25 protein-coding genes are annotated in these 26,100 nt (G+C 64.5%); 12 read left to right on the top strand and 13 right to left on the bottom strand.

Annotation, left to right across the window (positions count from 1 at the left end; all coding sequences use genetic code 11):
• Positions 1 to 15: 15 nt before the first annotated feature.
• Positions 16 to 627: a DUF6799 domain-containing protein gene (locus tag HHL22_RS18460; RefSeq protein ID WP_169532874.1), complete on the bottom strand. Its 612-nt coding sequence runs from the start codon at positions 625 to 627 to the stop codon at positions 16 to 18.
• 251 nt (positions 628 to 878) lie between these two features.
• Between HHL22_RS18460 and HHL22_RS18455 the strand changes: the two genes are divergently transcribed.
• From HHL22_RS18455 to HHL22_RS18445, 3 genes are read left to right on the top strand one after another with little or no spacing between them, the layout of a single operon-like run.
• Entirely contained in the window at positions 879 to 1,217 is a 339-nt protein-coding gene (locus tag HHL22_RS18455) for a DUF3140 domain-containing protein (RefSeq protein ID WP_169532873.1), read from the top strand.
• Positions 1,218 to 1,275: 58 nt separating this feature from the next.
• The gene (locus HHL22_RS18450; RefSeq protein WP_169532872.1) at positions 1,276 to 2,229 is read left to right on the top strand and encodes a DnaJ C-terminal domain-containing protein; all 954 of its coding nucleotides are present in this window, start codon (positions 1,276 to 1,278) and stop codon (positions 2,227 to 2,229) included.
• Between the two features lie 57 nt (positions 2,230 to 2,286).
• The gene (locus tag HHL22_RS18445; protein WP_169532871.1) at positions 2,287 to 2,604 is read left to right on the top strand and encodes a hypothetical protein; all 318 of its coding nucleotides are present in this window, start codon (positions 2,287 to 2,289) and stop codon (positions 2,602 to 2,604) included.
• Between the two features lie 158 nt (positions 2,605 to 2,762).
• Here HHL22_RS18445 and HHL22_RS18440 read toward each other — a convergent pair whose 3' ends face one another.
• From HHL22_RS18440 to HHL22_RS18420, 5 genes are all read right to left on the bottom strand, one after another.
• A complete protein-coding gene (locus tag HHL22_RS18440) occupies positions 2,763 to 3,503 on the bottom strand; it encodes a ZIP family metal transporter (protein WP_169532870.1) in 741 nt (246 codons plus the stop codon).
• An 83-nt stretch (positions 3,504 to 3,586) separates the two neighbouring features.
• Positions 3,587 to 4,000, bottom strand: a complete 414-nt coding sequence (locus tag HHL22_RS18435; RefSeq protein ID WP_169532869.1) for a hypothetical protein — start codon at positions 3,998 to 4,000, stop codon at positions 3,587 to 3,589.
• 112 nt (positions 4,001 to 4,112) lie between these two features.
• Positions 4,113 to 4,727: a hypothetical protein gene (locus HHL22_RS18430; RefSeq protein ID WP_169532868.1), complete on the bottom strand. Its 615-nt coding sequence runs from the start codon at positions 4,725 to 4,727 to the stop codon at positions 4,113 to 4,115.
• A gap of 93 nt (positions 4,728 to 4,820) precedes the next feature.
• Positions 4,821 to 5,690: a carboxylating nicotinate-nucleotide diphosphorylase gene (gene nadC, locus HHL22_RS18425; protein ID WP_169532867.1), complete on the bottom strand. Its 870-nt coding sequence runs from the start codon at positions 5,688 to 5,690 to the stop codon at positions 4,821 to 4,823.
• A gap of 111 nt (positions 5,691 to 5,801) precedes the next feature.
• A complete protein-coding gene (locus HHL22_RS18420) occupies positions 5,802 to 6,203 on the bottom strand; it encodes a DUF4783 domain-containing protein (RefSeq protein ID WP_169532866.1) in 402 nt (133 codons plus the stop codon).
• A 167-nt stretch (positions 6,204 to 6,370) separates the two neighbouring features.
• On the opposite strand from HHL22_RS18420, the gene gpmI reads away from it, so the two are divergent.
• Positions 6,371 to 7,909, top strand: a complete 1,539-nt coding sequence (gene gpmI / locus HHL22_RS18415; RefSeq protein ID WP_169532865.1) for a 2,3-bisphosphoglycerate-independent phosphoglycerate mutase — start codon at positions 6,371 to 6,373, stop codon at positions 7,907 to 7,909.
• A gap of 150 nt (positions 7,910 to 8,059) precedes the next feature.
• The gene (locus HHL22_RS18410; RefSeq protein WP_169532864.1) at positions 8,060 to 8,659 is read left to right on the top strand and encodes a hypothetical protein; all 600 of its coding nucleotides are present in this window, start codon (positions 8,060 to 8,062) and stop codon (positions 8,657 to 8,659) included.
• A gap of 46 nt (positions 8,660 to 8,705) precedes the next feature.
• On the opposite strand, the gene HHL22_RS18405 is transcribed toward HHL22_RS18410, so the two are convergent.
• From HHL22_RS18405 to prfA, 3 genes are all read right to left on the bottom strand, one after another.
• Positions 8,706 to 9,128 carry a secondary thiamine-phosphate synthase enzyme YjbQ gene (locus tag HHL22_RS18405; protein WP_169532863.1) on the bottom strand — a complete coding sequence of 141 codons (423 nt, stop codon included), beginning with the start codon at positions 9,126 to 9,128 and terminating at the stop codon, positions 8,706 to 8,708.
• Between the two features lie 91 nt (positions 9,129 to 9,219).
• Positions 9,220 to 10,755: a hypothetical protein gene (locus tag HHL22_RS18400; protein WP_169532862.1), complete on the bottom strand. Its 1,536-nt coding sequence runs from the start codon at positions 10,753 to 10,755 to the stop codon at positions 9,220 to 9,222.
• Between the two features lie 266 nt (positions 10,756 to 11,021).
• Positions 11,022 to 12,092, bottom strand: a complete 1,071-nt coding sequence (gene prfA / locus HHL22_RS18395; protein ID WP_169532861.1) for a peptide chain release factor 1 — start codon at positions 12,090 to 12,092, stop codon at positions 11,022 to 11,024.
• 288 nt (positions 12,093 to 12,380) lie between these two features.
• Here prfA and thrA point away from each other — a divergent pair, with 288 nt between their 5' ends.
• The 5 genes from thrA (at position 12,381) to HHL22_RS18370 (ending at position 19,435) form a co-directional block, all read left to right on the top strand.
• Complete coding sequence (gene thrA / locus HHL22_RS18390) at positions 12,381 to 14,831, top strand: bifunctional aspartate kinase/homoserine dehydrogenase I (RefSeq protein WP_169532860.1); 2,451 nt, start codon at positions 12,381 to 12,383, stop codon at positions 14,829 to 14,831.
• 155 nt (positions 14,832 to 14,986) lie between these two features.
• A complete protein-coding gene (locus tag HHL22_RS18385; protein ID WP_169532859.1) occupies positions 14,987 to 15,910 on the top strand; it encodes a homoserine kinase in 924 nt (307 codons plus the stop codon).
• A 132-nt stretch (positions 15,911 to 16,042) separates the two neighbouring features.
• Positions 16,043 to 17,347, top strand: coding sequence for a threonine synthase (gene thrC, locus HHL22_RS18380; protein ID WP_169532858.1), 1,305 nt, complete (start codon positions 16,043 to 16,045; stop codon positions 17,345 to 17,347).
• A gap of 107 nt (positions 17,348 to 17,454) precedes the next feature.
• Positions 17,455 to 18,132, top strand: a complete 678-nt coding sequence (locus HHL22_RS18375) for a c-type heme family protein (protein ID WP_169532857.1) — start codon at positions 17,455 to 17,457, stop codon at positions 18,130 to 18,132.
• A 10-nt stretch (positions 18,133 to 18,142) separates the two neighbouring features.
• Entirely contained in the window at positions 18,143 to 19,435 is a 1,293-nt protein-coding gene (locus HHL22_RS18370; protein WP_169532856.1) for a protoporphyrinogen/coproporphyrinogen oxidase, read from the top strand.
• Between the two features lie 177 nt (positions 19,436 to 19,612).
• Here the strand turns inward: HHL22_RS18370 and HHL22_RS18365 are convergent, their stop codons facing one another.
• The 4 genes from HHL22_RS18365 to HHL22_RS18350 form a co-directional block, all read right to left on the bottom strand.
• On the bottom strand, positions 19,613 to 20,671 hold the full coding sequence (locus tag HHL22_RS18365; RefSeq protein ID WP_169532855.1) for an NAD-dependent epimerase/dehydratase family protein: 1,059 nt from the start codon (positions 20,669 to 20,671) through the stop codon (positions 19,613 to 19,615).
• A 200-nt stretch (positions 20,672 to 20,871) separates the two neighbouring features.
• Positions 20,872 to 22,191 (bottom strand): sugar MFS transporter, encoded by a 1,320-nt coding sequence (locus HHL22_RS18360; protein ID WP_169532854.1) that lies wholly within the window; start codon positions 22,189 to 22,191, stop codon positions 20,872 to 20,874.
• Between the two features lie 247 nt (positions 22,192 to 22,438).
• The gene (locus tag HHL22_RS18355; protein WP_169532853.1) at positions 22,439 to 22,918 is read right to left on the bottom strand and encodes a c-type cytochrome; all 480 of its coding nucleotides are present in this window, start codon (positions 22,916 to 22,918) and stop codon (positions 22,439 to 22,441) included.
• Positions 22,919 to 24,202, bottom strand: coding sequence for a PQQ-dependent sugar dehydrogenase (locus HHL22_RS18350; RefSeq protein WP_169532852.1), 1,284 nt, complete (start codon positions 24,200 to 24,202; stop codon positions 22,919 to 22,921).
• 104 nt (positions 24,203 to 24,306) lie between these two features.
• On the opposite strand from HHL22_RS18350, the gene HHL22_RS18345 reads away from it, so the two are divergent.
• On the top strand, positions 24,307 to 25,068 hold the full coding sequence (locus HHL22_RS18345; protein WP_169532851.1) for an alpha/beta fold hydrolase: 762 nt from the start codon (positions 24,307 to 24,309) through the stop codon (positions 25,066 to 25,068).
• 169 nt (positions 25,069 to 25,237) lie between these two features.
• Positions 25,238 to 26,080, top strand: coding sequence for a hypothetical protein (locus tag HHL22_RS18340; protein WP_241738175.1), 843 nt, complete (start codon positions 25,238 to 25,240; stop codon positions 26,078 to 26,080).
• Positions 26,081 to 26,100 lie beyond the last annotated feature (20 nt).

Genomic DNA, 26,100 nt, shown 5'->3' with positions numbered 1-26,100 from the left:
CCTAGGGCTGGGGGCTTACTTCTTGCGCTTAGCTTCCATTTTGGCCTTTTCTTTATCGGCCTTCTCTTTTTCCTTTTCCGCTTTTTCGCGGGCTTTCTCCAGCTCCTTGCGCTTGCCGGGATGCTTGCGGTCGTAGTCGTCTAGCTTGCGCACGCTGTCGGCCTCTATCATCTCCCGCTTGGTGGTGATGCGGCCCGATAGGGAGGCGTAGTCGCCCTCGCCCAGTTGGGTGGTGGCGCCGCTAGCGCTGGTAATGAGCCCGGTAGGCGATACGGTGGTGCCGTTAATAAACTTCTTGTCCTCGGTGATGGGCGCGGTCAGGCCCAGCTCCGTGTAGTACACGCGGCCGCCCGTCAGGGTCACCCCATCCTTGGCCATTACGCCGCTGGTTTTGGCCCGCACGGGCGCTACCCCGCCGCGGCGGGGCGGGGCCACCACTCGGCGCGGGGCCAGGGGCGGGCGCATACCGGGGCGAGCCGGCGTGGCCGCTGGCGCCGCCGCAGTAGTGGCGGGCGCCGCCGCGCCAGGAGCGGCCGGCGTGGTAGTACTGGCTGTAGTCTGGGCATAGCTAGCGCGGGCGGCTAGCAGGGCCCCGCCCAGCAGCAGAGTTTGAGCTAATAATTTCATGGTAGCTAAAAATGGAATGAGTGGATAGTAATCGGGTAAGGGTTTAACGCATTAGTTTTAAAAAATCGTGCCTAACTAATTCGGGTCTTTCGTAGCCCTCCTAGACCAGCGGTGAGCAGCCCTTGACAAGCGGCCAGCTAAGCTTTGCCATTCCGGCTAGAATACAATATTACTACCAAGCGCGCAATCTTCGCAGGCCAACGCCGCCGCCGCGGGCTACGTTCAATAAATCCACCCTAATCCTGCCTGCCATGAGCACTACTGCCGACGACAAAGACCTTTACGCCACCTTTAAAAAGGAGGTGAATATGACGGCCAGCGAGCTGGAAAAATGGCTAAAAACCGACGAGTCGAAGTCGGTGGGCCAGCACGAGGGCGATGGCCCTAGCATCGGCCATCAGTCGGGCGAGCACATTGTGCGCATTTTGCACAAGAAAAAAGCCGACCTCACGCCCGACGACGAGCACCAGCTGCACCGGGTGCACTCCTACATCAGCCGCCACCTGGCCCAGCGGCCCCACGGCGACGTAAGCCACACGCCCTGGCGCTACTCGCTGATGAACTGGGGACACGACCCGCTGAAAAAGTAGCGGCTTTGGCACTTGGCTTAACTGCTTTTTGCAATTTTGCTTTCTTAGATTATTCCTAATGGATTACAAGGATTATTATAAAATTCTGGGCGTCGAAAAAAACGCTACCACCGACCAGATTAAGAAGGCGTACCGCAAGCTGGCCCGCCAGTACCACCCCGACGTGAACCCCAACGACGCGGCGGCTGAGCAGAAATTTAAGGAGGCCAACGAGGCCAACGAGGTACTTTCGGACCCCGAGAAGCGCCAGAAGTACGACCAGCTGGGTGCCGACTACGCGCGCTACCAGCAGGGTGGCGGAGGCCGCGCCAGCCAGGCCGGCGGCTTCGACTGGAGCCAATACGCGCAGGGCGGGGGCAACCCCTTCGGCGGCGGGGGCAGCTTTGGCGGCTCATTCGGGGGCGAAGGCGGCGAGGACTTCTCCGATTTCTTTAGCTCCATCTTCGGCGGCATGGGGGGCGCGAGTGGTGGTGGCGGCCGAGCCAGCCGCCCCGGCGCGGGCTCCGACTACCAGGCCGAGCTGGAGCTGAGCTTGGACGAAGCCTACCACGGCGGGCCCCGCACGATTACGGTGAACGGTAAAAACCTGCGCATCACCATTCAGCCGGGCATTGCCGACGGCCAGACTATTCGGCTGCGCGACCAGGGCGGGCCCGGCCGCAACGGCGGCCCCAACGGCTCGCTCTACATCACGTTCCACATCTTGCCCGATGCGCGCTACGTGCGCACGGGCGATGACCTGACTCAGGACGTACCGGTGCCGCTGTACCGGATGCTGCTCGGTGGCGAGCAAACCGTGGACACCCTAGGCGGACCAGTCAAAATCAAAATCAAGCCCGAAACCGTGAACGGCAGCCGGGTGCGCCTGCGCGGCAAAGGCTTCCCCGTGTACCGCGAGGCCGACAAGCACGGCGACCTTTACCTGCGCCTCAACGTGCAGCTGCCTAGTAACTTAACTACCCAGGAAAAGGACCTGCTGCATCAGCTGGCTCAGCTGCGCCCCGAGGAGTAGGTGTCCAGTCTCTCCCCTAGCCCCCTTTTTCTCCCCAACCTTTACCTACGCTAGCTTATGCAAGTGCTGCTGCTAACCTACCAGGAAGTTGATACCCGCTACGGCCTGGGCCGCGCCGAACTGCGCGAGTTTGTGGAACTCGGCCTGCTGCGCCCCGCCCCCGCCCCCGATACCCTAGAAATAGAAGACCCCGATGAGTTGCTGCCCCGCCTGGCGCGCCTGCACCACGGCCTGGGCCTGGCCCCCGAAGCCATCGACCTGGTGCTGCTCATGCGCCAGCGCCTGCTGAGCCTCCAGGCCGCCCTTAGCCGTGAAACGTCGCGCGCCCGCCAGCTCGAAGCCTTCTTGCACGGCGGCCCGCTACTGGGTGAGTAGCCGCAAAGTGGTGAGGTGGTGAATTAATAAGAACGAGATGCCGAGCCTGCGAGGCATCTCGTTCGCGTCGTTGAATACCCCTAGGGCTAGCTATGCGACACGAACGATATTCCTCGCTGGCTCGGCACGACGTTTACGCGCTTTATACGTTAATTTCCCTACCCGCTTATTCCTAGGGCCAGCAGGGCCCCGCCCACGGTAGCGCCCAGCTTGGGCCAGTTGAGGCGGTGCTCGGGGCTGGTTTCGAACAGGATGGTGGTGGAGACGTGCAGGAAGGTACCGGCTACGAAGCCCAGCAGCGGCGCGTAGTAGCCACCTAGCAGCTGCGGTAGCACCACGTAGTTGCTGAAAACTAAGCCAGCCGGCGAGGCCAGCGCAAATAAGCTCAGCCAGGGCCACACCCGCCCAAACGACCCTAGGCGCACCCGCAGCAAGGTGGCCAGCGCCACGGCCGCCGGCACATGGTGCAACGCTACCCCCAGCACCACGGCGTAGAAATTGTGCCCAGTTGCGCCAGCGTGCTCGCCCCCAATCAGAATGCTGCCTTCGAGCAGGGCGTGCAGCACCAGAGCCAGCAGCAGCGACAGCGGCACCCGCCCCCGGCCAGCCTCGGCAGGCCCTACGTGCACGTGGCCGTGCTCAATACCTTGCGAAAGAGCCTCCAGCAGCAGCTGCACAAAGAAGCCCCCCAGCACCCAGTAGCCGATTTGGTGCGGTGCGCCGGGCCGTAGTGCTACGGCTTCAGGCAGCAGGTGGGTAATGGTGAGGGTGAAGAGGTAGGCCCCGCTAAAAGCCAGCAACGGCTTGAGCCACTGGCCACTGCGCGTTTCGGGCACGGCTCGCACCAGCAGCCCGGCCCCCAGCACCGCCCCCAGCAAAAGTAGAATGGCAAGCAGCATAGCCTCTTAAACACCAAATCTGCACCAATGTTGCAAATATGTTTGCAACATTGGTGCAGATTCTAGTTATCTTCCGACTGTTGCTAGTTTTTCTGGCTGGAAGAGGCACCGCCCTGGGTTTCCTCCCGGTTGTTGCGGGTGGCGCCGGCCTGCTCGCTGGGCGCCATGTCCTGGCCGCGCTGGCGCTTGCTGGCGTCTTGCTCTACTTTCGTTTCGGCGGTGCCTTCCTGCGTGTCGGCCGACATCACTTGGGCAGGCGTCGGGTTTTCCACGTGGTCGGGCCGCACGCCCGAGTTCAGGGGGCGCGGAATGGCGCCGCCCTTGTCGGGGCTGGGGGCCTGGTCGGTGCCCTGGTCGAAGTTGTCGCTGGGGCGGGTGCCGGGCGGAATTAAATCAATCGACACTTTTTTATCGGGCCGCCAGTCCGACGGCTCGCTGCTGCACGAAGCCAAGGCCAGCACGGCGGCCGGCAGCAGCAGGGGAAGAAGCTTTTTCATGGGTTGCAAAATGGGTTATCAAATGTTGGTTATCCGTGGTCAGCAGCCGGTTGCGGCAGCTATCAGCACCTAGCAGCAGGTACGGACAATTGCCAGCTGGCCGCTCGAAAAGCTACGCGGCGGGCGCGTCGGCCAGCAGCCCTTTGCGGCGCAGCAGCGCCTCAAACAGCTTGCGGTCGTTCTCGTTGTTAAACAAGCGGATGGGCAAATGTAGAAACACCGGCACGTCGAACGTGCGCGCCACCCAGCGGCGCCAGGGCGCCAGCTCGGCCGGCGGCTCCACTTGCTTGAAGTAGAGCAGGTAGGCGTCGGGGTCGCGGCGCACGCGGCCGATTTGCTCCCAGGGCAGGGCCATGGCTTTTTGCTCGCTCTGGCGCAGCACCAGCTGGCGCTGGTCGGCCTCGTAGCTCATGCGCTCAAACAGGGGCTTGCTTTGCTCCATTTGAGTGACACCCGTGACGAGCGACGAGCGCACCAGCACAAACAGCGCCGCCAGCAGCACGGCCAGCAGCAGCCACCACCACGAGGGCCAGATGATGGCCGGCAGCAGCCCTACCGCAAATGGAATTAGTGCCCGCCACCACTCCTTTTTCCACACCTCGGCCATGGCGATGCGGGTGTAGGTATTGGGGTCGAACTGGTACTTTTTGGTGCGAATGGCGAGCGGCGAGGGCTGCTGCGCCTGGCGGAAGCCCCCGCCTCCGCCCCGCATATTCGGTTGGTTCATTCTATCGCAGATTTAACGGATTTAACGGATTTCGCGGATACGCTGCTGCGCAGCTGGCTACGCGCTGTGGGGTGCGTGGCCGGGCCCTAGGGCCTAGTATGCCTTTAAGCTTAGGTCAAGGATGGGTGCGGAATGCGTGAGGGCGCCCACCGAGATGAAATCGACGCCGGTGGCGGCAATTTCGGGCAGCGCTGCTTCGGTGATGCCGCCGCTGGCCTCGGTGGGCACGCGGCCGGCCACCAGGGCCACGGCCTCGCGCAGCTGGGCGGGGCTCATATTATCAAGCAGAATGCGGTCGATGCCGCCCACCGTCAGGGCTTCCTGCACTTCGCCTAGGGTGCGGGTTTCAACCTCGATGGCCAGCTGGCGGCCGGTGCGCGCCAGGTAGGCGTGGGTGGCTTGCACGGCCGCTGTAATGCCGCCAGCATAGTCTACGTGGTTGTCCTTCAGCATTATCATGTCGAACAGCCCGTAGCGGTGGTTGACGCCGCCACCGATGAGCACGGCCCACTTCTCGCACAGCCGAAAGCCAGGCGTAGTCTTGCGCGTGTCGAGGAGGCGGGCCTTGGTGCCGGCCAGGTACGCCGTGAGCTGCGCCGTGTAGGTGGCAATGCCGCTCATGCGCTGCATGCAGTTGAGCAGCAGGCGCTCGGCAGTGAGGATGCTGCGCGCGGGGCCGGCCACCGTGAAGGCTACGTCGCCGTGGCGCACGCGGCTGCCATCAGGCAGCAGCTCGGTCATTTCCAGCTCTTTATCCACCTCTTGCAGGATGAGGCGGGTCAGGGCCACGCCGGCCAGCACGCCCTCATCCTTCACCAGTAGGCGGGCGCGGTTGCGCGCCTCGGCCGGAATGGAAGCCAGCGTCGAATGGTCGCCGTCGCCCACGTCCTCGGCCAGGGCAGCGCGAATGAAGGCCGTGAGGGCCTCGGTAGTAAGGTAGGGGGCTGAGGGGTAGGCTAACACGCCGCAAAGGTACGCGCTGGTAGGCCCTAGGCCCGCCGCCCCGCCCAAAGCAAAGCCCGGCGTCCGCAAGGGGCCGCCGGGCAAGGTGCTGGGGTTGGAAAGGCTGAGAACTTACTCCTTGGTGAAGTCGAGCGTGTCGATGGTGGGCGTAGCCTGCTTGGGCTTGAGGCGGATAAACACCCGGTAGTTGCCGCTGCGGCCCGCGTAGTGGCACATGGCATACGGAATGCCTTCGTTGCTGGCCCCCTGGTGCACCACGTCGAAGGAGACGGGGGGATTTTTGGCGAAGAAATTCTTGACCACCAACTCGGTTTGGGTAGCGTTATAGGTTTGCTTGTCGCCGTCGAAGCCTACTTCCACGGTAGGGGCCAGGTACTGGGCCAAGTCGTGCGAGGAGGCGTTGGCGAAGGCCGCGCGCACGGCCCCTATTTGGTCGGCCTGGGCCGAGGCCCAGCTAGCCAGCGATAAAAGCAAGGTGCTTAGTAGGAAGAGGCGAGTAATTAATAATCTCATATAAATGAGCTTCGCGAATGATTCGGATGCTACTGCAGAGTGGGGAGCGAAAACTATGCCAGCAACTACGCGGGTCGGCAAATTGTGAAGAAAAACTGAGGCTGCCGAACAAACTCGGCCTAGTACGCCCGAAAACTCGATTAGGATGCGGGCCGTACTTTCGCGCCATGAATAAGCAGGTGTTATTGGTAATTCTGGATGGCTGGGGCATTCCGCTCGACGCCAGCGTTTCGGCCGTCGACGCGGCCCGCACGCCCTACTTCCACTCGCTGCTGCAGCGCTTTCCGCACAGCACCCTCGAGGCTTCGGGCGAGGCCGTGGGGCTGCCCGAGGGCCAGATGGGCAACTCGGAAGTGGGCCACATGAACATTGGCGCCGGCCGCATCGTGGACCAGGAACTGGTGCGCGTGACGCGCGCCATCCGGGAGAATACGATTGCCGAGATTCCGGCCCTCAAGGAGGCCCTAGACTACGCCCGCGAGCACCACAAGCCGCTGCACCTGATGGGCTTGCTGAGCGACGGCGGCGTGCACGCCCACATCCGGCACGCCGAGGGCCTGTGCCGCATTGCCCACGAGGCGGGAGTGCAGCAAATTTTTGTGCACGCCTTTACCGACGGGCGCGACACCGACCCCAAGGGCGGCGCCCAGTACGTGCGCGAGCTACTAGCCTATAATGAGGAGCACCAGACGGGCGCGCAGCTAGCCTCGGTGGTGGGCCGCTACTACGCCATGGACCGCGACCAGCGCTGGGAGCGCGTGAAAGTGGCCTACGACCTGCTGGTGAACGGCGTAGGCACGCCAGTGGAAGACTTCGTGCAAGGCATTGAGGCAGAATATCAGGAAGGCATTACCGACGAGTTCATGAAGCCGCTGGTGAAGCTCGGGCCCGACGGGCAGCCGCTGGCCACCATTCAGGAAGGCGACGTGGTGCTGTGCTTCAACTTCCGCACCGACCGCGGCCGCGAGATTACGGAGGCGCTTACGCAGCAGGACTTCCACGCCTACCAGATGCACAAGCTCAACCACTTGCGTTACCTCACCATGACCAACTACGACGCGACGTTTGTGGGGGTGACGCCGATTTTTGAGAAAGACAACCTGGATAATACCCTAGGGCAGGTGCTGGCGGCCCACGGCAAAACCCAGATTCGCATTGCCGAAACCGAGAAGTATCCGCACGTCACGTTCTTCTTCTCGGGCGGGCGCGAGCTGGAGTTTGAAGGCGAAAAGCGCATTTTGCGCAATTCGCCCAAGGTGGCCACCTACGACCTGGCGCCCGAGATGAGCGCCGCCGAGCTGCGCGACGCGCTGGTACCCGAGCTGCAAGCCAACGCCGCCGATTTTGTGGTGCTCAACTTCGCCAACCCCGATATGGTGGGCCACACCGGCGTGTTTGAGGCCGTGATAAAGGCCGTGGAAACCGCCGACGCCTGCGCCCAGGCCGTGGTAGAAGCGGCCCTAGGGGCCGGCTACGCCGCTATCATCATCGCCGACCACGGCAACGCCGAGTTCATGCGCAACGCCGACGGCTCGCCCAACACCGCCCACACCACCAACTTGGTGCCCTGCATTTTGGCCGACCACGGCTACCGCGGCACCCTGGCCAACGGCAAGCTCGGCGACATTGCCCCCACGGTGCTGGCGCTGATGGGCGTGCCCCAGCCGGCCGAAATGACCGGCCAGAGCCTGCTGCGCCCAGCGTAGACTTTGAACTTAGTGTGCTGAAATAAGTTAGCATCCCCAGAACGTCATGCTGAGCCTGCCGAAGCATCTCTACCGAACAATGCGGCGTGGTAGAGATGCTTCGGCAGGCTCAGCATGACGTTCTCTTTAGGTTTGCGTCACTCCTTTCTAATGAGCTGTAGAACTAGCCGTTACATCCTGGCCGCGCTGCTGGCCCTAGGCCTCGGCAGCTGCCAAAAGCCTACCACCGGCCCCGACCCGGCGGCACCCGGCAGCCCGGCCCCGGCGGGCCCCTACTTCGACTTGCGCGGCCTGCTCGACACCCAGGCCCGGCAGCTCGACGCCCGCCACGCCGCCGTGGAGAAGCAGGTGCAGCTGCGCCGGGAAGCGCCCGAAACCACGCGCGTACCCGCCGTGAAGTGGACGGACGAGCTGCAGCTTTTTTACCAGGCCGACATCAACAAAGCCGCCCTGCGCGGTGCCTACGCCCTCGACTCGGCCACGGTGCCCGGCCTAGGGGTGCGCCGTACCTACACCCTGCGTCCTGGTTTCCCCAAGGCGGCCGTGCTGCAGCTTGCCGTTACGGGCCCGGCCGGCCAGCCCGCGCGCATCGAGGCGCGGCTACGGCAAGACAATGCGCTTTTCTACGGCGCCAAAAGCCTGACGATGAGCTTCGACCACGGCCAACTGCGCACCTACGGCGCCAGCGGCGTGCAGAAGCTGGTACTGTTCGACTCGCTGCGCTACCGCACGTTGGCAAGAGTGCTATAGCTTAAAAACGCCCATCATGCTAAGCTGGCGTTTTATTGCTAATGACCTACTCGCCCATGAGGGTAGCTACCACCCAGCGGCGGCCACCGTGGCGGCGGTGCTCGCCCAGGCACAGGCCCTGCCAGGTGCCCAGCGCCAGCTGGCCATTGGCGATGGGCACCGTGACGGTGCAGCCCAGCATGGCCGCCTTGAGGTGAGCCGTCATATCGTCGGGGCCTTCCAGAGTGTGCTGAAAATAGGGCGCATTATCAGGCGCCAGGCGCCGGAAGTACTCCTGGAAGTCGCGCCGCACGGTGGGGTCGGCGTTTTCGGTGATAAAGAGGCTGGCCGAGGTGTGCTGCAGGCAAAAATTGACCGTGCCCACGCGCAGGGTTTCTAGCTCGGGCAGCTCGGCCAGCAGCAGGTCGGTAATTAGGTGGAAGCCCTCGGCCACGGCCGGCAGCCGCAGCCGCTTCTGAATAAAACGCATGGTGTTAGTGACTAATTACTAGTGGCCAGCCGTAAAATAAAAAGGAGAATGCATAGCTTATCATTAGTCGTTAGTCACTGGTAACTAGTCACTATTTCTTCGTACTCTCATAGGCCCCTAGGGTGGGCGTGGCGCTGCGCGGCAGGTTCAGCAAGTCGCGGTTGGGGCTGAGCAGGCCACCGGCGGGGCTAGGGCACTGGTAGGCCGGCGAGGTACTACTAAGGCGGTAGTCGCTGAGGCTGCCAGCGTACAGCTTCAGGAACTTGGGGTCTTGGTTGACGATATTATTGAGCGCCGTGGCCGCCAGGCCGGGCCGGCGCAGCGCGTCGGTGGTGCCAGCGTAGAGCTTGGTTTTGAGCAGCGTATTCTGCACGCTGGCGGTGGCTTTGTAGTCCTTGTAGCCCTCCAAATACAACTCGTCGTCGATGCTACCCCACACCACCGAGTTGCGCACGCTCACCGCCGTGGGGTAGTTTTTGGTGGTGTCGTTGGAGAACGTGAGCGAGGCCGTTTGGCGCACGCCATTGGTAGCCGGGTAGTTGGCTACGGTGCAGAAGTTCAGGCTGTTGCTACCCCCTAGGCCGTACATAGCAAACTCGTAGCAGTCACTAAACAGCGTGTTCTCGACCGTCACTTTGCCAAACACGTTCAGAATGCCCGCGCCCTGCAACCCCAACCCGTTGCTTTTGAGCCCCGCAAAGCTGACGCTGCCCCCCGAGATGTAGCGCACCACCGAGTTTTGCACCGCCAGGTCGATGGCCGGGCCGCTCACGCTCAGCACTAGCAGGCCCTGGGCGGCGTTTTGCACCGTGGCGTAGCGCACTAGGTTGCCGCGGCTGCCAGGGTAAAACTGGATGCCCGTCCACTGCCCCGGCGCGGTAGCGTACTGCGCCTCGTTGCTGCGGTCGCCGGCAAAGCGCACCACGCTGGCATTCTTGGCGCTGATAGTGTCAGTGGCGCCGCTGCCGGGCGTGAAGTCGGCTGGGCTGTTCACCAGCAGCGTGCCCTGCACGATGAGCACCGCCCCGGCGTGGGCATACACCCGCGTGCCGGGCTTGAGGCGCAGCGTGCAGCCGGCGGGCACCACCACGGTATCGTAGAGCACGTGGGGCCGGTCGTTGGTCCATACCGCGTTGCAGGGCAGGCGCGTGTGCTGGTGCAGGTAGATATTCTGGCCAAACGAGCGCAGCAGCACGCGCTGCTGCTGGCCGTTGGTGCTGAAATTCAGGTAATCCTGCTGCACGTAGGCTTTGGCCAGGCCATTCTGGCCGTTGTCTTTCAGCTGGGCCCGCACCAGTATCAGCAAGCTGTCCTGGCCGCGCACCTGCACGCTGGTGGCGGTTTGCTTTAAGTCGCCGTTGATGAGCAGCGTGTAAGGCGAGGTGCTGGGGTTGTCGAGGCTGATGAGGTCGATGCTCACCGCCTTGGGGTTGCGGTTGTAGACCCACAGCCGCTTCGTAACGGTGCGCAGGGTGGTGAAAACCGTGTCGAACTTCACCGTATCGGCCGAAAATTCCAGCCCGCCGCTGGTTTGCAGCTGCTCCTCGCGCGGCTTGCAGCCGGGTAGCCACAGCCCCCCCAGGGCCGTGCTTAGCATCAAGAAAATCAGTACGTAACGATAACGCATTACCAATAGCTTAGAGTAGAATAGCGCTAAAACGAGCCCTAGGGCCGGTTTGGTGTTAGGTCCTGTAAGAACAGCCAATAAGCACGTCATGCTGAGCCCCGCGAAGCATCTCTCCCGAATAATAGGCCTAGGCGGCGCGGTAGAGATGCTTCGACAAGCTCAGCATGACGTGCTTATTGGCTGTTCTTTTATAGTTAGCAGCCGCGTAGTCAGCTTGGCGCAGCCAAGCGTATCGGTGGAATCCGTTAAATCCGTTAAATCTGCGATTAGGCGACGCCCTCGCGCAGCTTCTCGGCGCTTTCGGCCAGGCGCAGCTGTTCTACGAAGTCGTCGATGTTGCCGTCCATCACGCTGGGCAGGTTGTACACCGTGTAGCCGATGCGGTGGTCCGTCACGCGGCCCTGGGGGTAGTTGTAGGTGCGGATTTTATCCGAGCGGTCGCCGCCACCAATCATGCCTTTGCGCAGCGCGCCCTCGGCTTCGTTCTTTTTGGCCAGCTCAATCTCAAAAATGCGCGAGCGCAGCACCTGCAGCGCCTTGTCGAAGTTCTTGAGCTGCGACTTCTGGTCCTGGCACTGAGCCACGATGCCGGTGGGGAGGTGGGTGAGGCGCACGGCCGAGTACGTCGTGTTTACCGACTGCCCGCCGGGGCCGCTCGACATGAACAGGTCCTTGCGGATGTCATTCATATCCAGTTCAATATCAAATTCCTCGGCCTCCGGCATCACCACGATGCTGGCCACCGAGGTGTGGATGCGGCCCTGGGTTTCGGTGGCCGGCACGCGCTGCACGCGGTGCACGCCGCTCTCAAACTTGAGCTTGGCGTACACGTCCTCGCCCTTCACGGCCAGAATAATTTCCTTGTAGCCGCCCGAAGTGCCCTCCATCGCGTCCACCAGCTCCATTTTCCAGCCCTGCTTTTCGGCGTAGCGCAGGTACATGCGCTGCAAGTCGCCGGCAAACAGCGAGGCCTCGTCGCCGCCGGCCCCAGCCCGAATCTCCATAATGACGTCCTTGGAGTCGTTGGGGTCCTTGGGAATTAATAAATCTTTGAGGGCGACTTCCAGGCGCTCGCTTTCGGGCAGCAGCTCGTCCAGCTCGGCCTTGGCCATTTCGCGGAAATCCTCATCCTTTTCGGTGGCGATAACCTGGCGGGCGTTCTCTATGTTGCTGAGCACCTGCTGGTAGGCGCGGTACTCAACCATGATTTTGCCCAGGTCCTTGTTTTCTTTATTCAAGGTCTTAAAGCGCTTCATGTCGCTCATCACGTCGGGCTGCATCAGCTCCTCGTTCACGGTTTCGTAGCGCTCGCGGATGGCTTCTAACTTATCCAGCATTTTGGTAGTCGAGAAAAATAGTCAGTAGTTTGCAAAGATACTAGGGCTAACACCGCTGACTATGTTGCTTGTTTCCTATTGCTTGCTTCAGCCCGAAGGAAGTGCCACTGCTTGCCAGCACTGCGCCCCGCAGCGCCGCCTCTCGGCCGGCGAGCGAATTAGAACGTCATGCTGAGCTTGTCGAAGCATCTCTACCGCACAATGCGGCGCGACAGAGATGCTTCGACAAGCTCAGCATGACGTTCTAGTTTTTTAGTAGTCTGGTTATCAAGTAGCAAGAAAAGCAGCATGCAAGTTTTGAAATTCGGAGGCACGTCGGTTGCTTCCGCCGAGAATATCGAGCGGGTGCTCGCCATTGTGCAGCAGGCGTCAACCCTGGGGCCGGTGGTGCTGGTAGTGTCGGCGCTGGGCGGCACCACCGACGCGCTCATTGGCGCCGGCCAGGCCGCTGCCGCGGGCAACGAAAGCTTCCGCGCCACCCTGCGCCAGCTGGAGGCGCGCCACCTCACCGCCGCCGAGGCCCTGCTGCCCCAGGCCGCGCAACAAGCTGACATTCAGCCCTGGCTGACGGCCCAGTTCACCGAGCTGGCGCTGCTGGCCGATGGCATCTTTGCCCTGGGCGAGCTGTCGCCGCGCACCCTCGACCGGCTGATGAGCTACGGCGAGCTGCTGAGCAGCCGGCTGGTGGCGGCGGCCTTTGCCGCGCGCGGCACGGCGGCCGCCTGGGCTGATAGCCGGCAGCTGATTCGCACTAACTCGCGCTTCGGCATGGCGCAGGTAGACGAGGCCACGACCGAAGCACTCGTCACCGCCTTTCAGCTGCAAACCCCTGCAAGCCTGTGGGTAGCGCCGGGCTTTATCGCGGCCGATACCGAGGGGCACACCACCACCCTAGGGCGCGGCGGCTCTGACTACACGGCGGCCATTCTGGCGGCGGCCCTAGGGGCTGCGAAGCTGGAAATCTGGACCGACGTGAGCGGCATGCTGACGGCCGACCCGCGCCTAGTGCGCTCGGCGCGGCCCATCGCGCGCATCAGCTACGAGGAAGCGATGGAGCTGTCGCACTTTGGGGCCAAGGTGCTGTACGCGCCCACGGTGCAGCCGGTGCGGCAGGCGGGCATTCCGATGTGGATTAAAAATACCTTTGCCCCCCACGACTACGGCACGCTGGTGGAGGTGGCCCCGCCGCCCAGCCCCGGCGCAGTGCGCGGCCTGTCGAGCATCGGCAGCCTGGCCTTGCTCAACCTGGAGGGCGGCGGCATGGTGGGCGTGCCGGGCTTTGCGGCGCGGCTGTTTGCGGCGCTGGCGCGGGCCCGCATCAACGTGGTGCTCATCACCCAGAGCTCCAGCGAGCACAGCATTTGCGTGGGCGTGAGCGAGGGCGACGTGGCGGCCGCGCAACGCGTAGTGGATGAGGAGTTTGCCGGCGAAATTGCCACCGGCCGCCTCGACCCGCTGCGGCCCGAAACGGGGCTGGCCATCGTGGCGCTGGTGGGCGAAAACATGCGCAACCACCCCGGCATCAGCGGGCGCCTGTTTGGGGCCCTAGGGCATAACGGGGTCAATATCCGGGCCATTGCGCAGGGCGCCTCCGAGCGCAATATCTCGACTGTGATTCGGGCCGCCGACGTGCGCAAGGCCATCAACGTGCTGCACGAAGAGTTTTTTGAGGCCACTTACAAGCAGGTGAATTTGTTTGTGCTGGGGCCGGGCAACGTGGGCGGCAAGCTGCTGGGCCAGCTGCACCAGCAGCAGCCCTACCTGCGCGACAAGCTGGGCCTCGACCTGCGCGTGGTGGCCATTGCCAACAGCCGCCACTGCCTGGTGAGCGACGAAGGTGGCCTCGACCTCGCCTCCTGGCCCGCGGAGCTGAACGAGGCCCCCCGGCTGTCACTGGATGAGTTCACGGACTTGATAATCAGCAAGAACCTGCGCAACTCGATTTTTGTGGACGTGACGGCCAACCCCGCCGCGGCCGGGCAGTACGCGCCGCTGCTGGCCAAGAGCGTAGCCGTGGTGGCCTGCAACAAGGTGGCCGCCAGCAGCGCCTACGCCAGCTACCGCCACCTCAAGCAGCTGGCCCGCGACTTCAACACCAAGTACCTGTTCGAAACCAACGTGGGCGCGGCCCTGCCCGTCATTGGCACCCTAGGCGACCTCACGCGCAGCGGCGACGTGGTGCGCCGGATGCAGGCGGTGCTCTCGGGCACGCTCAACTTCGTGTTCAACAACTACGACGGCTCGCGGCCCTTCGCCGAGGTGGTGGCCCAGGCCCAGGCCGAGGGCTACACCGAGCCCGACCCGCGCCTCGACCTCAACGGCTCGGACGTGGCCCGCAAAATCCTGATTCTGGCCCGCGAGGCCGGCCAGGCGCTGGAAATGAGCGACGTAGCCAACGAGAGCTTCCTGCCCGCCAGCTGCCTGGAGGGCGACGTGACCGCCTTCTACGAGCAACTAGCCGTGCACGAGCCACACTTCCGGGCCCTTTACGATGCCGCGGCCGGCAAGGGTAAGCGCCTCAAGTTCGTGGCCCAATATGCGGATGGGAAGGCGTCGGTGGGCTTGCAGCAGATAGCGCCCGGCCACGACCTCTACGAGCTGCGCGGCAAGGACAACGTGGTGCTCTTCTACACCGACCGCTATCCCGAGCAGCCGCTGGTGGTGAAGGGCGCCGGCGCTGGCGCCGAGGTCACGGCCAGCGGGGTATTTGCGGATATTATTCGGGCGGCGCGGCTGTAGTCGTTCTGGCGGGTGGCCTCACCCCCCGGCCCCTCTCCGAAAAGAAGAGGGGGAGCCTGACAATTTTTTAACGCAAGTGTACTGCTACGCCGCCTCGGCTCCCCCTCTCTTTTTTCGGAGAGGGGGCCGAGGGGTGAGGCCACCCGCCAGAACTTATGCAAACTACCGTTACGGTGCACGCCCCCGCCACCATTGCCAACGTCGGTTGCGGCTTCGACGTGCTGGGTTTGTGCCTCACCGAGCCCTACGACACCGTGCGCCTGACCCGCACCGACCGGCCGGGCCTGCACATTCGGCACCTCGACGACTACGACCTGCCCACCGACCCCAACCGCAACGTGGCCGGCGCGGCGCTGCTGGCTTTGCTGCGGGCCGTGCCCGAGCCCCTAGGGTTTGAAGTAGAGATAACCAAGGGCATCCGGCCGGGCAGCGGCATTGGCAGCAGTGCGGCCAGCGCGGCCGGCGCCGTGGTGGCGGCCAACGCGCTGCTGGGCAACCGTTTTTCGCCCAAGGAGCTGATTGATTTGGCGATGTACGGCGAGGCGGTGGCCTCGGGCGTGCGCCACGCCGACAACATTGCGCCGGCTATTTGCGGGGGCTTCACGCTAGTGCGGGCCGTGGCGCCGGTGCTGGATGTAGTGGCCCTGCCCGCCCCGCCGCTGTGGGTGGCGCTGGTGCACCCGCAGTTTGAGGTGCGCACCAAGGACGCCCGCGCCGTGCTGCCCGTATCGGTGCCCCTGGGGCTAGCCGTGCGCCAGTGGGCCAACGTGGGGGGCCTGGTAGCCGGCTTCCTCACCCATGATTATGAGCTAATTAGCCGCGCCCTCGACGACTACATCGTGGAGCCGGCCCGCGCCGCCCTCCTCCCCGGCCTAACCGATGCCAAGCGCCGGGCGCTGGAAGCCGGGGCGCTGGGCGGCGGCATCTCGGGCTCGGGGCCATCCATCTTTATGCTCAATAAGGACGAAGCCACCGCCCGCGCCGCCGCCGAGGCCCTAGGGTCGGTGTACGAGAAAATGGGCATAGCCTACCACCTGCACGTGGGGCCCATTGCGGCCGAGGGAGCGCGGGTGATATAAACTTTACAAAAACAGGGCGGTCATGCTGAGCTTGTCGAAGCATCTCTACCGCGTCGCCTGGCTTCGTTCAACGACGCGGTAGAGATGCTTCGACAAGCTCAGCATGACGTTCCATCATAACTTATTACGCTGATGCACTACTACAGCCTCAACCGTCAGTCGCCCCCAGTCGATTTTCGGGCCGCTACCATTGCCGGGCAGGCGCCCGATGGGGGCCTGTATTTCCCCGCAAGTATTCCGCAGTTCTCGCCCGAGTTTCTGAACGCGCTGCCTACCCTGTCGCGGGCCGAGGTGGCCTACGAGGTGATGGCGCCCTACGTGGGTGATACCATACCAGAGGCTGAGTTGCGCCGCATTTGCGCCGAAACGGTAGACTTTGAGTTTCCGCTGGTGCCGGTGGCGCCGGGCATCGCGGCGCTGGAGCTGTTTCACGGACCCACGCTGGCATTTAAGGACGTGGGCGCGCGGTTTATGAGCCGCTGCCTAGGGTACTTCTCCAGCGAAAAGGCGGCGCCCGTGACGGTGCTGGTGGCTACCTCGGGCGATACGGGCGGGGCGGTGGCGCACGGCTTTCTGGGGGTGCCGGGCGTGGAGGTGGTCATCCTCTACCCCACGGGCAAGGTGAGCCCGCTGCAAGAGCTGCAGCTCACGACCCTAGGGCAGAATATTACGGCCCTGGAGGTGCAAGGCAACTTCGACGACTGCCAGGCGCTGGTGAAGCAAGCTTTTAAGGACGAGACGCTTACGGCTAAGCGCACGCTCACTTCGGCCAATAGCATCAACGTGGCGCGCTGGCTGCCGCAGCAGCTCTACTACCTCTTTGCCTGGCAGCAGTGGCAGGCGGCGGGCCACGCCGCGCCGCCGGTGGTGGCGGTGCCGAGCGGCAACTTCGGCAACTTGTGCGCGGGGCTGCTGGCGCACGCCTCGGGGCTGCCGGTGGGGCACTTCGTGGCGGCCTGCAATGCCAACGACGCGGGTGCCGCCTACCTGCGCTCGGGCCTTTTCGAGCCCAAGCCGGCCGTAGCCACCATCTCCAACGCCATGGACGTGGGGCATCCCAGCAACTTCGTGCGCATTCTGGAGCTTTTCGAGCACCAGCACGCCGCCATCCGCCAGCTGCTGAGCGGCTACACCGTGAGCGACGCCGACACCCGCGCCACCATCCGGCGCGTGGCCGCCGCGCACGGCTACCTGCTGGACCCGCACGGCGCGGTGGCGTATTTCGCCCTAGGGCAATACCAAGCCGAGCACCCCGGCGCGGCCGGCTTCTTTTTAGCGACAGCCCACCCGGTGAAGTTTCCAGAGGTGGTAGAGCCGCTGGTGGGCCACCCGGTAGCGCTGCCGGCCGCCCTGCACTACCTGCTAGAAAAACCCAAGCAGAGCGTGCCACTGGCGCCCACCTACGCGGCGCTGCGCGCCTGGCTGCTGGGGGCCTAGGCCCTACTGCGGGTGCGGTAGGTGGCGCCGCCGGTGCCGGGTGGGCACGTCCGTAGGCGAGGCTTTCTACGTACACCCCGCCGCCCGCCATGGCCAAGCACCTTTCCATGAAGTACCCTTTTCTACTGCTAGTGTTGCTGCTGGCCGCCTGCCAGCCCGACCAGGTGCAGCACCTGCCCGGCACCAAGCAGATAGCCGAGGAAACCGCCAACTGGGAGGTCAAGCGCATCTTGCCCGCCGACCTGCTGCACGCCACCCGCTGGGCGGGCGACTCACTCACGGGCTACGCCGATTCGCTGCTGCGCCGCACCCTGGCCCGCGAGCTGGCCGCCGGCGGCGTGGCTGGCGCCGCCGCTTTCTGCCGCCCCGAAATTTACCCTAGGGTCGACTCGATGGCCCGTAAGTGGCGGGCCACCCCGCGCCGCGTGGGGTGGCAGCCCGCCGCCAGCCCCAGGGCCACCGAGGCCGCCCAAGCCGCCGGCTTGCGGCCCGACACCTTGCGCCTGATTGGCCGCCCGGCCGCCGACACGTTTTTTTACCAGCGCCCCATCGTGCTGCGCCACAACCTGTGCCTGCGCTGCCACGGCCAGCCCGGCCGCGACCTCACCGCCGCCGAAGCTGGGCTGCTCCACGAGCGCTTCCCAAACTTGCGCGCCACCGGCCGGCAGGTGGGCCAGGTGCTCGGGGCCTGGCAGCTGACCCTGGCCCAAGGTGGGGCGGCGGAGTTTTACACCATGAAAACCCGCAAGAAATGGAAGCCCCACAAAATGCCCAAGCTGTTTTGAACTTGACTTTATGAACTCCGAACAACCCCCCATTATCATTATCGGCGCGGGCATGGCCGGCCTAGCGTGCGCCAACTGGCTGCACCGCGCGGGCCGCCCCGTGCTGGTGCTCGAAGCGGCCGACGGCGTGGGGGGCCGGGTGCGCACCGACCTGACCAGCGAGGGCTTCCGGCTCGACCGGGGCTTCCAGATTTTGCTGACCGACTACCCCGAGGCCCGACGCGTGTTCGACTACGGCGCGCTGCAACTCAAAACCTACCGCTCGGGCGCCGTGGTGCGCCTGCCCAATGGGCGCGAAACCACCCTCGAAAACCCGCTGCGCGCCCCGCTGGCGGCACCGGCGGCGCTGGCCTCGCCCATTGGCACGCTGCCAGACAAGCTGCTGCTGGCCCGGCTGGCGCTCGAGCAGCTGGCCCAGTCGCCCGAGGCGCTCCTAGCCCTGCCTCACCCCGAAACGACCCTGCAGTTTTTGCGCCGCTACGGCTGGAGCGAGCAGATAATCACCAGCTTTTTCCGGCCCTTCTTTGGCGGCGTGTACCTGGACCGCGACCTGCGCACGGCCAGCAATTTTTTCCGGTTCGTGTTCCAGCAGTTTACCAAAGGCGAGGCGGCCGTGCCGGCCCTAGGCATACAGCAACTGCCTGAGCAGCTGGCCGCCCGCCTGCCCACGGGCACCGTGCGCCTAAACACGGCCGTGGCCGCCGTGCTCGACGCGGGCCGCACGGTGCAGCTAGCCAGCGGTGAAACCCTGACCGCTGCTGCCACTGTGCTGGCCACCGATGGGCCGGCCGCCGCCCGCCTGGGAGGCCTAGGCAGCCTGGCCCTGCCCACCCCCGCGCACCCGGTGGCCCACGCCACCACCTGCACCTACTTCGCCACCGGCGGCCCGGCCCCTGGCCACGGCCACCGGCTGCTGCACCTCAATGCCCAGCCGGGCGCGCTGGCCCACAACGTGGCGTTTCCGGCCGAGGTAAGCCCCGCCGCGGCGCCTCCGGGCCAGCACCTGGTATCGGTGAGCACCCACGGCGCGCATGGGCTGGCCGAGGCCGAGCTAACCGCCCGCTTGCAACGGGAGCTGGCCGCCTGGTTTGGCCCGGTGGCCAGCACCTGGCGGCACCTGCGTACCTATCAGATTGACCAGGCGCTGCCTGCGTATGCCCCCAATCAGCCCGTGCAGCAAGAGCTACGCCTGGGCAACACGCTGTGGCGCTGCGGCGATTGGGTAGCCTACCCCTCACTCAACGCCGCGCTGGGCACCGGGCGGCAAGTAGCGCAAAGGCTGCTGGCAGAGCTGACCGACTAGCACAGCTTTGCGGGTAGATAGGTAGTCGCCCTCCGCGTGGGGACCCCACCCCCGGCCCCTCCCCTCCGGGAGAGGGGAGCCACGGCGGCGCGGTACCACAAACGTCAGGCTCCCCTCTCCCGGAGGGGAGGGGCCGGGGGTGGGGTCCCCACGCGGAGGGCGGCTACCTGCCCCGCGTCAAGCTACGCTAGTACGTGCCTGCCACGACGCGTAGATTTCCTCAAAGGTGGTGCGCAGGTCTTTGGTAATGCCCCAGTTGGGGTAATGCGCCTGCATCTTACTCAGGTCCGAGAGGTAGCAGATGTGGTCGCCGATGCGGTTTTGGTTTACGTAGTCGTAGCGCATCGGCTTGCCCGAGATGTCGCTAATCAGCTGAAAAGCTTCCAGGATGGAGATGGAGTTGGCGCGCCCGCCGCCAAGGTTATACACCTCGCCCACGCGTGGGCTCTCGATAAACTCCTCCATGAAGCGCACCACGTCGTGCGAGTGGATATTGTCGCGCACTTGCTTGCCCTGGTAGCCAAACACCGTGTAGGTACGCTCCTCCAGGTTGCACTTGATGAGGTAGCTGAGGAAGCCGTGCAGCTCGACGCCCGCGTGGTTGGGCCCGGTGAGGCAACCGCCGCGCAGGCAGCAGGTGGGCAGGTTGAAGTAGCGGCCGTACTCCTGCACCATCACGTCGGCCGCCACCTTGGAGGCGCCGAAAATGGAGTGCTTGGACTGGTCGATGCTGAACGACTCGTTGATGCCGTGGTAGTACTCGGCATCGGCAAAGTCCCAGCGCGTGGCCTTTTCTACCAGGTTCAGGCGGTTGGGCGCGTCGCCGTACACTTTGTTGGTCGACATATGCACGAACGGCGCCTCGGGGCAGTGGCGCCGGGCGGCTTCCAGCAGGTTGAGGGTGCCGCCGGCATTCACGTCGAAGTCGTCGAAGGGGCGGCTGGCGGCCAGGTCGTGGCTGGGCTGCGCCGCCGCGTGCACAATGGCATCGGGCTGCAGCTCGGCCAGCGTGGCCAGCACCGCCGGGCGGTCGCGAATATCCAGCTCCAAGTGGTTGAAATTCGGGTAGTCCGCCAGCAGGCGCCGCTGGTTCCAGCGCGTGTCGCCGCTGGGCCCAAAAAAATCGGCGCGCATGTTATTGTCGATGCCGTATACCTGCCAGTTGCGCTGGCAGTAGTGGCGCACCACCTCACTGCCAATGAGGCCGCTTGAGCCGGTAACCAGGATTTTTCTCATGTCGAAGATAGGCGGGCAAAGAGGCGCGGGATAGCGCGGCTGGCCCCCATCAGGGCAGCAACAAACCCACCCGGCAAATGGCCCGGCGCCATGGATAAGTTTCGCGCTACCGGCCGTAGCCGGGCGCCCGCGCGGCTTTTTCTGGCCTGGCATACCCTAGGGCCCGGCCAGCAAACGGCCAAGGCCCTACCTTGGCCAGGCTAGAGCCCGGTGATGGGCACCTGCACCGGCACCTCGGGCTGGTAGTAGCTGGCCATGCGCGGCTCGTAGCCCCGCATACCGTACCAGATGATGTAGGCGTAGCACACCACCGGCAGCAGCAGCGCCCAGTGCAGCGAGCTAAGGTCGGCCACCTTGCCAAACAGCAGCGGCACCAGCGCCCCGCCCACAATGGCCACGTTGAGCAGGCCCGACGCCTCCTCGGTGTGCCAGCCCAGCCCGGCCACGGCCAGCGTGAAGATGGTGGCAAACATGATGGAGTTCATCAGCCCCACCGCCAGCAGGCTGTACATAGATACCGCGTGGTGGGTACTGATGGAAATGAGGATGAGCACGATGGCACCGGCCGCCGCCAGCACCAGCAGCCGGGTGGGCCGGAAGCGGCTCAGCAGATAGGCGCCCACGAAGCGGCCCACCATGGCCCCGCCCCAATAGTACGCCACCTTATCGCCCGCCAGCTTGGGCGAGAGGCCTGCTACTTCGGGCAGGCCCAGGTAGCTTACTAGGTGCGAGCCAATGGCCACCTCGGCCCCTACGTAGGCAAAAATGCCTATCATGCCCAGCACCAGGTTTTGGTAGTGCCAGGCGTGGCGGCCGGGCTCGGGTACCTGCGTACTAGCCGACTGCATACGGGGCAGTTTCAGGAGGGCCAACAGGCCGCTTAGTACCAGTAGGATGCCCCCGATGGCCAGGTAAGGCACCTGCACAGCCCGCACGTCGATGTGCGCCGCCGCATTGGCAGCGGCCGTGCTCAAATCGGGCAGGTGCGAGAGAATAAGGGCCGACCCCAGCAGCGGCGCTACCGTGGTGCCCAGCGAGTTGAAGGCCTGGGTGAGCGTGAGGCGGGCCGAAGCGGTGCGCGGCGGCCCTAGCACGGCCACGTAGGGATTGCCCGATACTTGCAGCAGCACCACGCCCGTAGCTAGCACGAACAGGGCCCCTAGGAAAATGGGGTAGCTGCGGCTGGCCGCCGCTGGGTAAAACAAAAAGCAGCCGCCGGCCCCAATCAGGAAGCCGGCCAGCATGCCCTGCTTGTAGCCCAGGCGCTTCACCAAGATGCCCGCCGGAATGCCCATGATAAAATAAGCCCCGAAAAAGCACAGGTTAATGAGGTTGGCCTGGGTGTAGCTGAGCCCAAAAATGGCCTTCATGAACGGTATCAGGATGTCGTTCAGGCAGGTGATGAAACCAAACACGAAAAACAGCACCGTGAGCGAGGCCAGCGCCGAGGTGTAGCTGGGCTGGGGGCCGGTAGCCTCATCGGTGGGCGAAGGGGAGGGGATGTACGCGGACGCGGCCATAGTAAAGACGAGGGGTGGGATGATGAAAAAGCGCGGGAAGCTGGGCCGGTCCCCCTAGGGGTGCGGCCCCGGCCAAGGCAGCAAGCTGCCCGGCCCAACCTGAACCCAGCGGCCGACGGCGGCCAAAAATAGTGCGCAACGCACAGACGCCGCCCCCAGACCTAAAAATCCAGGGGCGGCGTAGGGAATGGGCAGTCAGTTGGGCGGCGCCAGGGGCCTAGGGCCTGGCGCCGCCCCGTTTCGCGGTTTACTGCCCGGCGGCCGGCGCGTCGCGCAGGGCGTGCACCTCGGCGGGCGTAACGGCGCTGGCCTTGTTGCCGAAGCTATTGCGCACGTAGGTGAGTACGTCGGCAATGTTGAGGTCGGTGAGGTAGGCCTGGGCGGGCATGTTCTGGGTGTAGGTTTCTCCCTCAATCTCATTGGGGCCCTTGAGGCCGCGCAGCACAATGCCAACCAGACGCTTTTTATCGCCGAGCACATAGTCGGTTTTAATGAGCGGCGGGTTCATGTTGGGCACGCCGCCCCCGTCGGCCTGGTGGCAGGTCAGGCACACGTTCTTGTACACGCGCTGCCCGCGGGCCATAGAGGCCGCCAGGGGGCTGCTGGGCGTGGGGTGCGGCTTGGGGCGAACCGTGCCAGGCAGCTTAACGGGCGCCTGCTGGGCCGGCAGCGAGTAAATGCCCGTGGCCAGCAACCCGGCCAGGGCGATGTAGCGGAAGCCTCTCATTTACTTAGCGTTGTACATGATGCGGTAGATGGTGCCCTTTGAGTCGTCGCTCACGTAGAGCGAGCCATCGGGGCCCTGGGCCAGGCCGCAGGGGCGGTGGTCGGCGCGGCCCGAAGCAGCCTTGGCGGCCGAGCCGGCAAAATTGTCGGCAAATACTTCCCACTGGCCGCTGGGCTGGCCGTCCTTAAAGGGCTGAAACACTACGAAGTAGCCCGCCTGGGGCTCGGGCGCCCGGTTCCAGGAGCCGTGGAAGGCGATGAAGGCGCCGTTGCGGTACTTAGCCGGGAACATGGAGCCAGTGTAGAACAGCAGGCCGTTGGGGGCCATGTGGCCGGGGTAGGCGGCGGCGGGCTTCAGGTAGTTGCCCTTGGCGGGCGTTTTGCCGTCGCCGCCGTACTCGGGGCCCTGCATCAGCTGCTTCTTCTGCTGGTCGTAGTACACGTAGGGCCAGCCGGCGTTGGCGCCCGCGCTTAGCTCGTACAGGCACTCGGCGGGCAGCAGGGCCGACTCCTTATCGCCGTAGAGGGCGGGCCAGTTGTCGTGCAACTGGTCGCGGCCATGCTGCATCACAAACAGCTTGTTATCCTGCTTGTTCCAGTCGAGGCCCACCACGTTGCGCAGGCCGGTGGCGTAGCGGGTGCCGTCTTGCTCGCGCTGTCCCAGGCGGTCGGTCTTAAACTGCCAGATGCCGCCCGCCGAGTCCAGAATGGGGCAGTTGGGCATGCCCTTCGAGCCGCGCTCGCGGTCTTTTTCCTGGCAGGCGTTGGAGTACGCGCCTACGTTCACGTAGAGGTTGCCGGTGGGGTCGAGGGCGATGGACTTGCTTTCGTGCTCGTTTTCTTTTTTGAGGCCGTGCACCACCAGCTCGGGCTGGCTTTGGTTGGTTACCTGGTCTTGGCCATCGAGCTTGTAGCGGTACACGGCCACGTCGCTGCTGGCGTAGAGGTAGCCGCCCTGGGTGGCAATGCCCGTGCCGCCGTAGCTGCCGAAGCCGCCCGCCACGGTGGCGCGGCCGTCGGCGCCCGGCTTCAGCACCACGATGCCTTTGCCATCCTTGGCGCTATTGAGCTTCACATAGATAAGGCCGTTGGGCATGACCACCAGGTGGCGGGCCTTGCCGCCGGTTTCGGCCACCTTGAGGGCTCCGAAGCCAGCGGGCAGCTTCAGGCCGGCGTTGTCGGGGTCGGGGGCCAGGCGCGGGGCGGTGGGGCGGCTGGCATATAGCAGCAGGCTACCCGCAATGGCCGCGGCCCCTAGGGGCAGGCGCAGGGAAAAGGAGTTCATAGGGAGGAATATAGGAATGGCGTTCCTGCCACTAACTACCCTAGGGCGAGCAAGGTTGCATGGGCCAGGCGGCTACTTTTGCAGTTCGCGCCCGCTTGCTGCCTATGCCTACTGCCTCGCCCACCATCCTGCTGCTGCACGGCTTTGCCGAAAGCCGCGAAGTCTGGAACGATTTCACCCGGCCCTTTCCCGCCCACTACCGCCTGCTGGCCCCCAACCTGCTGGGCCACGGCACCCACCGCGAGCTGGTGCCCGACTTCTCGATGGAGGCCCAGGCGCGCTACGTGGTGCAGTACCTGGGCCGCCAGCACGCCGCCGAGCCGGTGCTGGTGGTGGGCCACAGCATGGGCGGCTACGTGGCCCTGGCGCTGGCCGAGCGCTACCCCGAGCGCGTGGCGGGCCTGGCCCTGCTCAACTCCACAGCCTACGCCGACACCGACGAGAAGCGCCACAACCGCGAGAAAAATATCGCCTTCGTGGAGCGCCACGGCTTGGCCAAGTTTATGGAAAGCTTCGTGCGCCCGCTGTTTGCGCCGGCCAACCGCGACCGGCTGCCCGAGGCCCTAGGCCTGCTCGAAGATATTGCCAAGGCCACGCCCGAAGCTACCATCGCGGGGGCCCTGCGCGCCATGGCTGCCCGCCCCGACCGCACCGCCGTGCTGCGCGAGGCCGCCTACCCGGTGCTGCTGGTAGCGGGCAAGCATGACGTGGCCGTGCCCCTGGCCGACTCCATCGCCCAGGCGGCCCTGGCTCCCACTGCCAGCACCCTGTTTCTGGAAGGCAGCGGCCACCAGGCGTACCTGGAGCAACCCGAAGCCACCCGGCGCGCCGTGCTGGCGCTGGCCGCCGGCGTGTTTGGCGAGTGAGAAGCTAAGGGCCGTAACGAGAGCCCTAGGGCCAGTGCCGGGCAAAAAGCCTCGGGCGCCTACACCTATTCTTCAGGTAAGAAAGGCCCTAGGACACCGGCTGCTCGCACCCTTGGCCGTAACTTTGAGTAGCCTTGCGCCCCGTGCAAGGTTTTGCTATTTGCCTTGCATGAAGAAGTATGTACTGCTGCTGGCTGGCCTGCTGGGCTGCGCTAGCGCCAGCCGCGCCCAGCTGATGCCCCTAGTGGCAGCGGCCGCCCCCTCGCCAGCCGCCACTACTGGGCCGCACCCCAAAGACCACGGCAGCGTGTATTTGAACTGGAGCTACAACCGCGACTGGTACACGCGCTCCAACATCCGGTTTCGCAACGATAAGTCGGACGACTACGACTTCACGTTTTACGACGCCAAGGCCCACGACCACCCCAGCATGAGCGACTTCTGGAAGCTCAGCAACCTGACGGTGCCGCAATACGACCTCACGGTGGGCTACATGTTTCACGACAAGCACGACCTGGGCATCGAAGTGAGCTGGAACCACCTCAAGTATGTGGTGGACGACTATCAGACGATGCGCGTCGCCGGCGAAATCCGCGGCTTCCGCTTCGACCGCGATACGCTGGTGACGCCCAACTTCGTGCACTTGCAGCACACCAACGGCAACAACTACCTGATGGTGAACCTGGTGAAACGTTGGCAGCTGGCCGCCGGCCGGCACGTGGTGCTGAGTGCCGTGGGCAAGGTGGGCGGCGGACCCATGATTTCCTACACCATCTCCAGCATCTTCACCAGCCACGCCGAGGGGCCCTTCCACTACGAGGGCTGGGTGGCGGGCACCAGCGGCGGCCTGCGCCTGGAGTTCTACCGCTACTTTTTCCTGAACACCGATTTCCAAGGCGCTTTCGCCAACTACACCAACAGCTACATCGGCGCCGACCGCCTGGGGCGCGTCACCCACCACTTCGGCTCGGCCCAGCTCATCTACGGCTTCGGCTTCAACGTGCCGATTTGAAGAGAGTAAGAAGTTAGAAA

Origin of the sequence: Hymenobacter polaris (assembly GCF_012927305.1) — a bacterium.
Lineage (GTDB): Bacteria > Bacteroidota > Bacteroidia > Cytophagales > Hymenobacteraceae > Hymenobacter > Hymenobacter polaris.
The sequence above is the reverse complement of the archived record's forward strand: the minus strand, read 5'-3'. Positions and strand labels throughout refer to the sequence as shown.

Coding starts and splice junctions, on each gene's coding strand:
- HHL22_RS18365 (WP_169532855.1), bottom strand. CDS start 20,671: ATGAGAAAAATCCTGGTTACCGGCTCAAGCGGCCTCATTGGCAGTGAG.
- HHL22_RS18385 (WP_169532859.1), top strand. CDS start 14,987: ATGCAAACTACCGTTACGGTGCACGCCCCCGCCACCATTGCCAACGTC.
- HHL22_RS18455 (WP_169532873.1), top strand. CDS start 879: ATGAGCACTACTGCCGACGACAAAGACCTTTACGCCACCTTTAAAAAG.
- HHL22_RS18350 (WP_169532852.1), bottom strand. CDS start 24,202: ATGAACTCCTTTTCCCTGCGCCTGCCCCTAGGGGCCGCGGCCATTGCG.
- HHL22_RS18405 (WP_169532863.1), bottom strand. CDS start 9,128: ATGCGTTTTATTCAGAAGCGGCTGCGGCTGCCGGCCGTGGCCGAGGGC.
- HHL22_RS18445 (WP_169532871.1), top strand. CDS start 2,287: ATGCAAGTGCTGCTGCTAACCTACCAGGAAGTTGATACCCGCTACGGC.
- HHL22_RS18400 (WP_169532862.1), bottom strand. CDS start 10,755: ATGCGTTATCGTTACGTACTGATTTTCTTGATGCTAAGCACGGCCCTG.
- thrC (WP_169532858.1), top strand. CDS start 16,043: ATGCACTACTACAGCCTCAACCGTCAGTCGCCCCCAGTCGATTTTCGG.
- prfA (WP_169532861.1), bottom strand. CDS start 12,092: ATGCTGGATAAGTTAGAAGCCATCCGCGAGCGCTACGAAACCGTGAAC.
- HHL22_RS18355 (WP_169532853.1), bottom strand. CDS start 22,918: ATGAGAGGCTTCCGCTACATCGCCCTGGCCGGGTTGCTGGCCACGGGC.
- HHL22_RS18410 (WP_169532864.1), top strand. CDS start 8,060: ATGAGCTGTAGAACTAGCCGTTACATCCTGGCCGCGCTGCTGGCCCTA.
- HHL22_RS18450 (WP_169532872.1), top strand. CDS start 1,276: ATGGATTACAAGGATTATTATAAAATTCTGGGCGTCGAAAAAAACGCT.
- HHL22_RS18370 (WP_169532856.1), top strand. CDS start 18,143: ATGAACTCCGAACAACCCCCCATTATCATTATCGGCGCGGGCATGGCC.
- HHL22_RS18460 (WP_169532874.1), bottom strand. CDS start 627: ATGAAATTATTAGCTCAAACTCTGCTGCTGGGCGGGGCCCTGCTAGCC.
- thrA (WP_169532860.1), top strand. CDS start 12,381: ATGCAAGTTTTGAAATTCGGAGGCACGTCGGTTGCTTCCGCCGAGAAT.
- gpmI (WP_169532865.1), top strand. CDS start 6,371: ATGAATAAGCAGGTGTTATTGGTAATTCTGGATGGCTGGGGCATTCCG.
- HHL22_RS18360 (WP_169532854.1), bottom strand. CDS start 22,191: ATGGCCGCGTCCGCGTACATCCCCTCCCCTTCGCCCACCGATGAGGCT.
- HHL22_RS18435 (WP_169532869.1), bottom strand. CDS start 4,000: ATGAAAAAGCTTCTTCCCCTGCTGCTGCCGGCCGCCGTGCTGGCCTTG.
- HHL22_RS18345 (WP_169532851.1), top strand. CDS start 24,307: ATGCCTACTGCCTCGCCCACCATCCTGCTGCTGCACGGCTTTGCCGAA.
- HHL22_RS18375 (WP_169532857.1), top strand. CDS start 17,455: ATGAAGTACCCTTTTCTACTGCTAGTGTTGCTGCTGGCCGCCTGCCAG.
- HHL22_RS18420 (WP_169532866.1), bottom strand. CDS start 6,203: ATGAGATTATTAATTACTCGCCTCTTCCTACTAAGCACCTTGCTTTTA.
- HHL22_RS18430 (WP_169532868.1), bottom strand. CDS start 4,727: ATGAACCAACCGAATATGCGGGGCGGAGGCGGGGGCTTCCGCCAGGCG.
- HHL22_RS18340 (WP_241738175.1), top strand. CDS start 25,238: ATGAAGAAGTATGTACTGCTGCTGGCTGGCCTGCTGGGCTGCGCTAGC.
- HHL22_RS18440 (WP_169532870.1), bottom strand. CDS start 3,503: ATGCTGCTTGCCATTCTACTTTTGCTGGGGGCGGTGCTGGGGGCCGGG.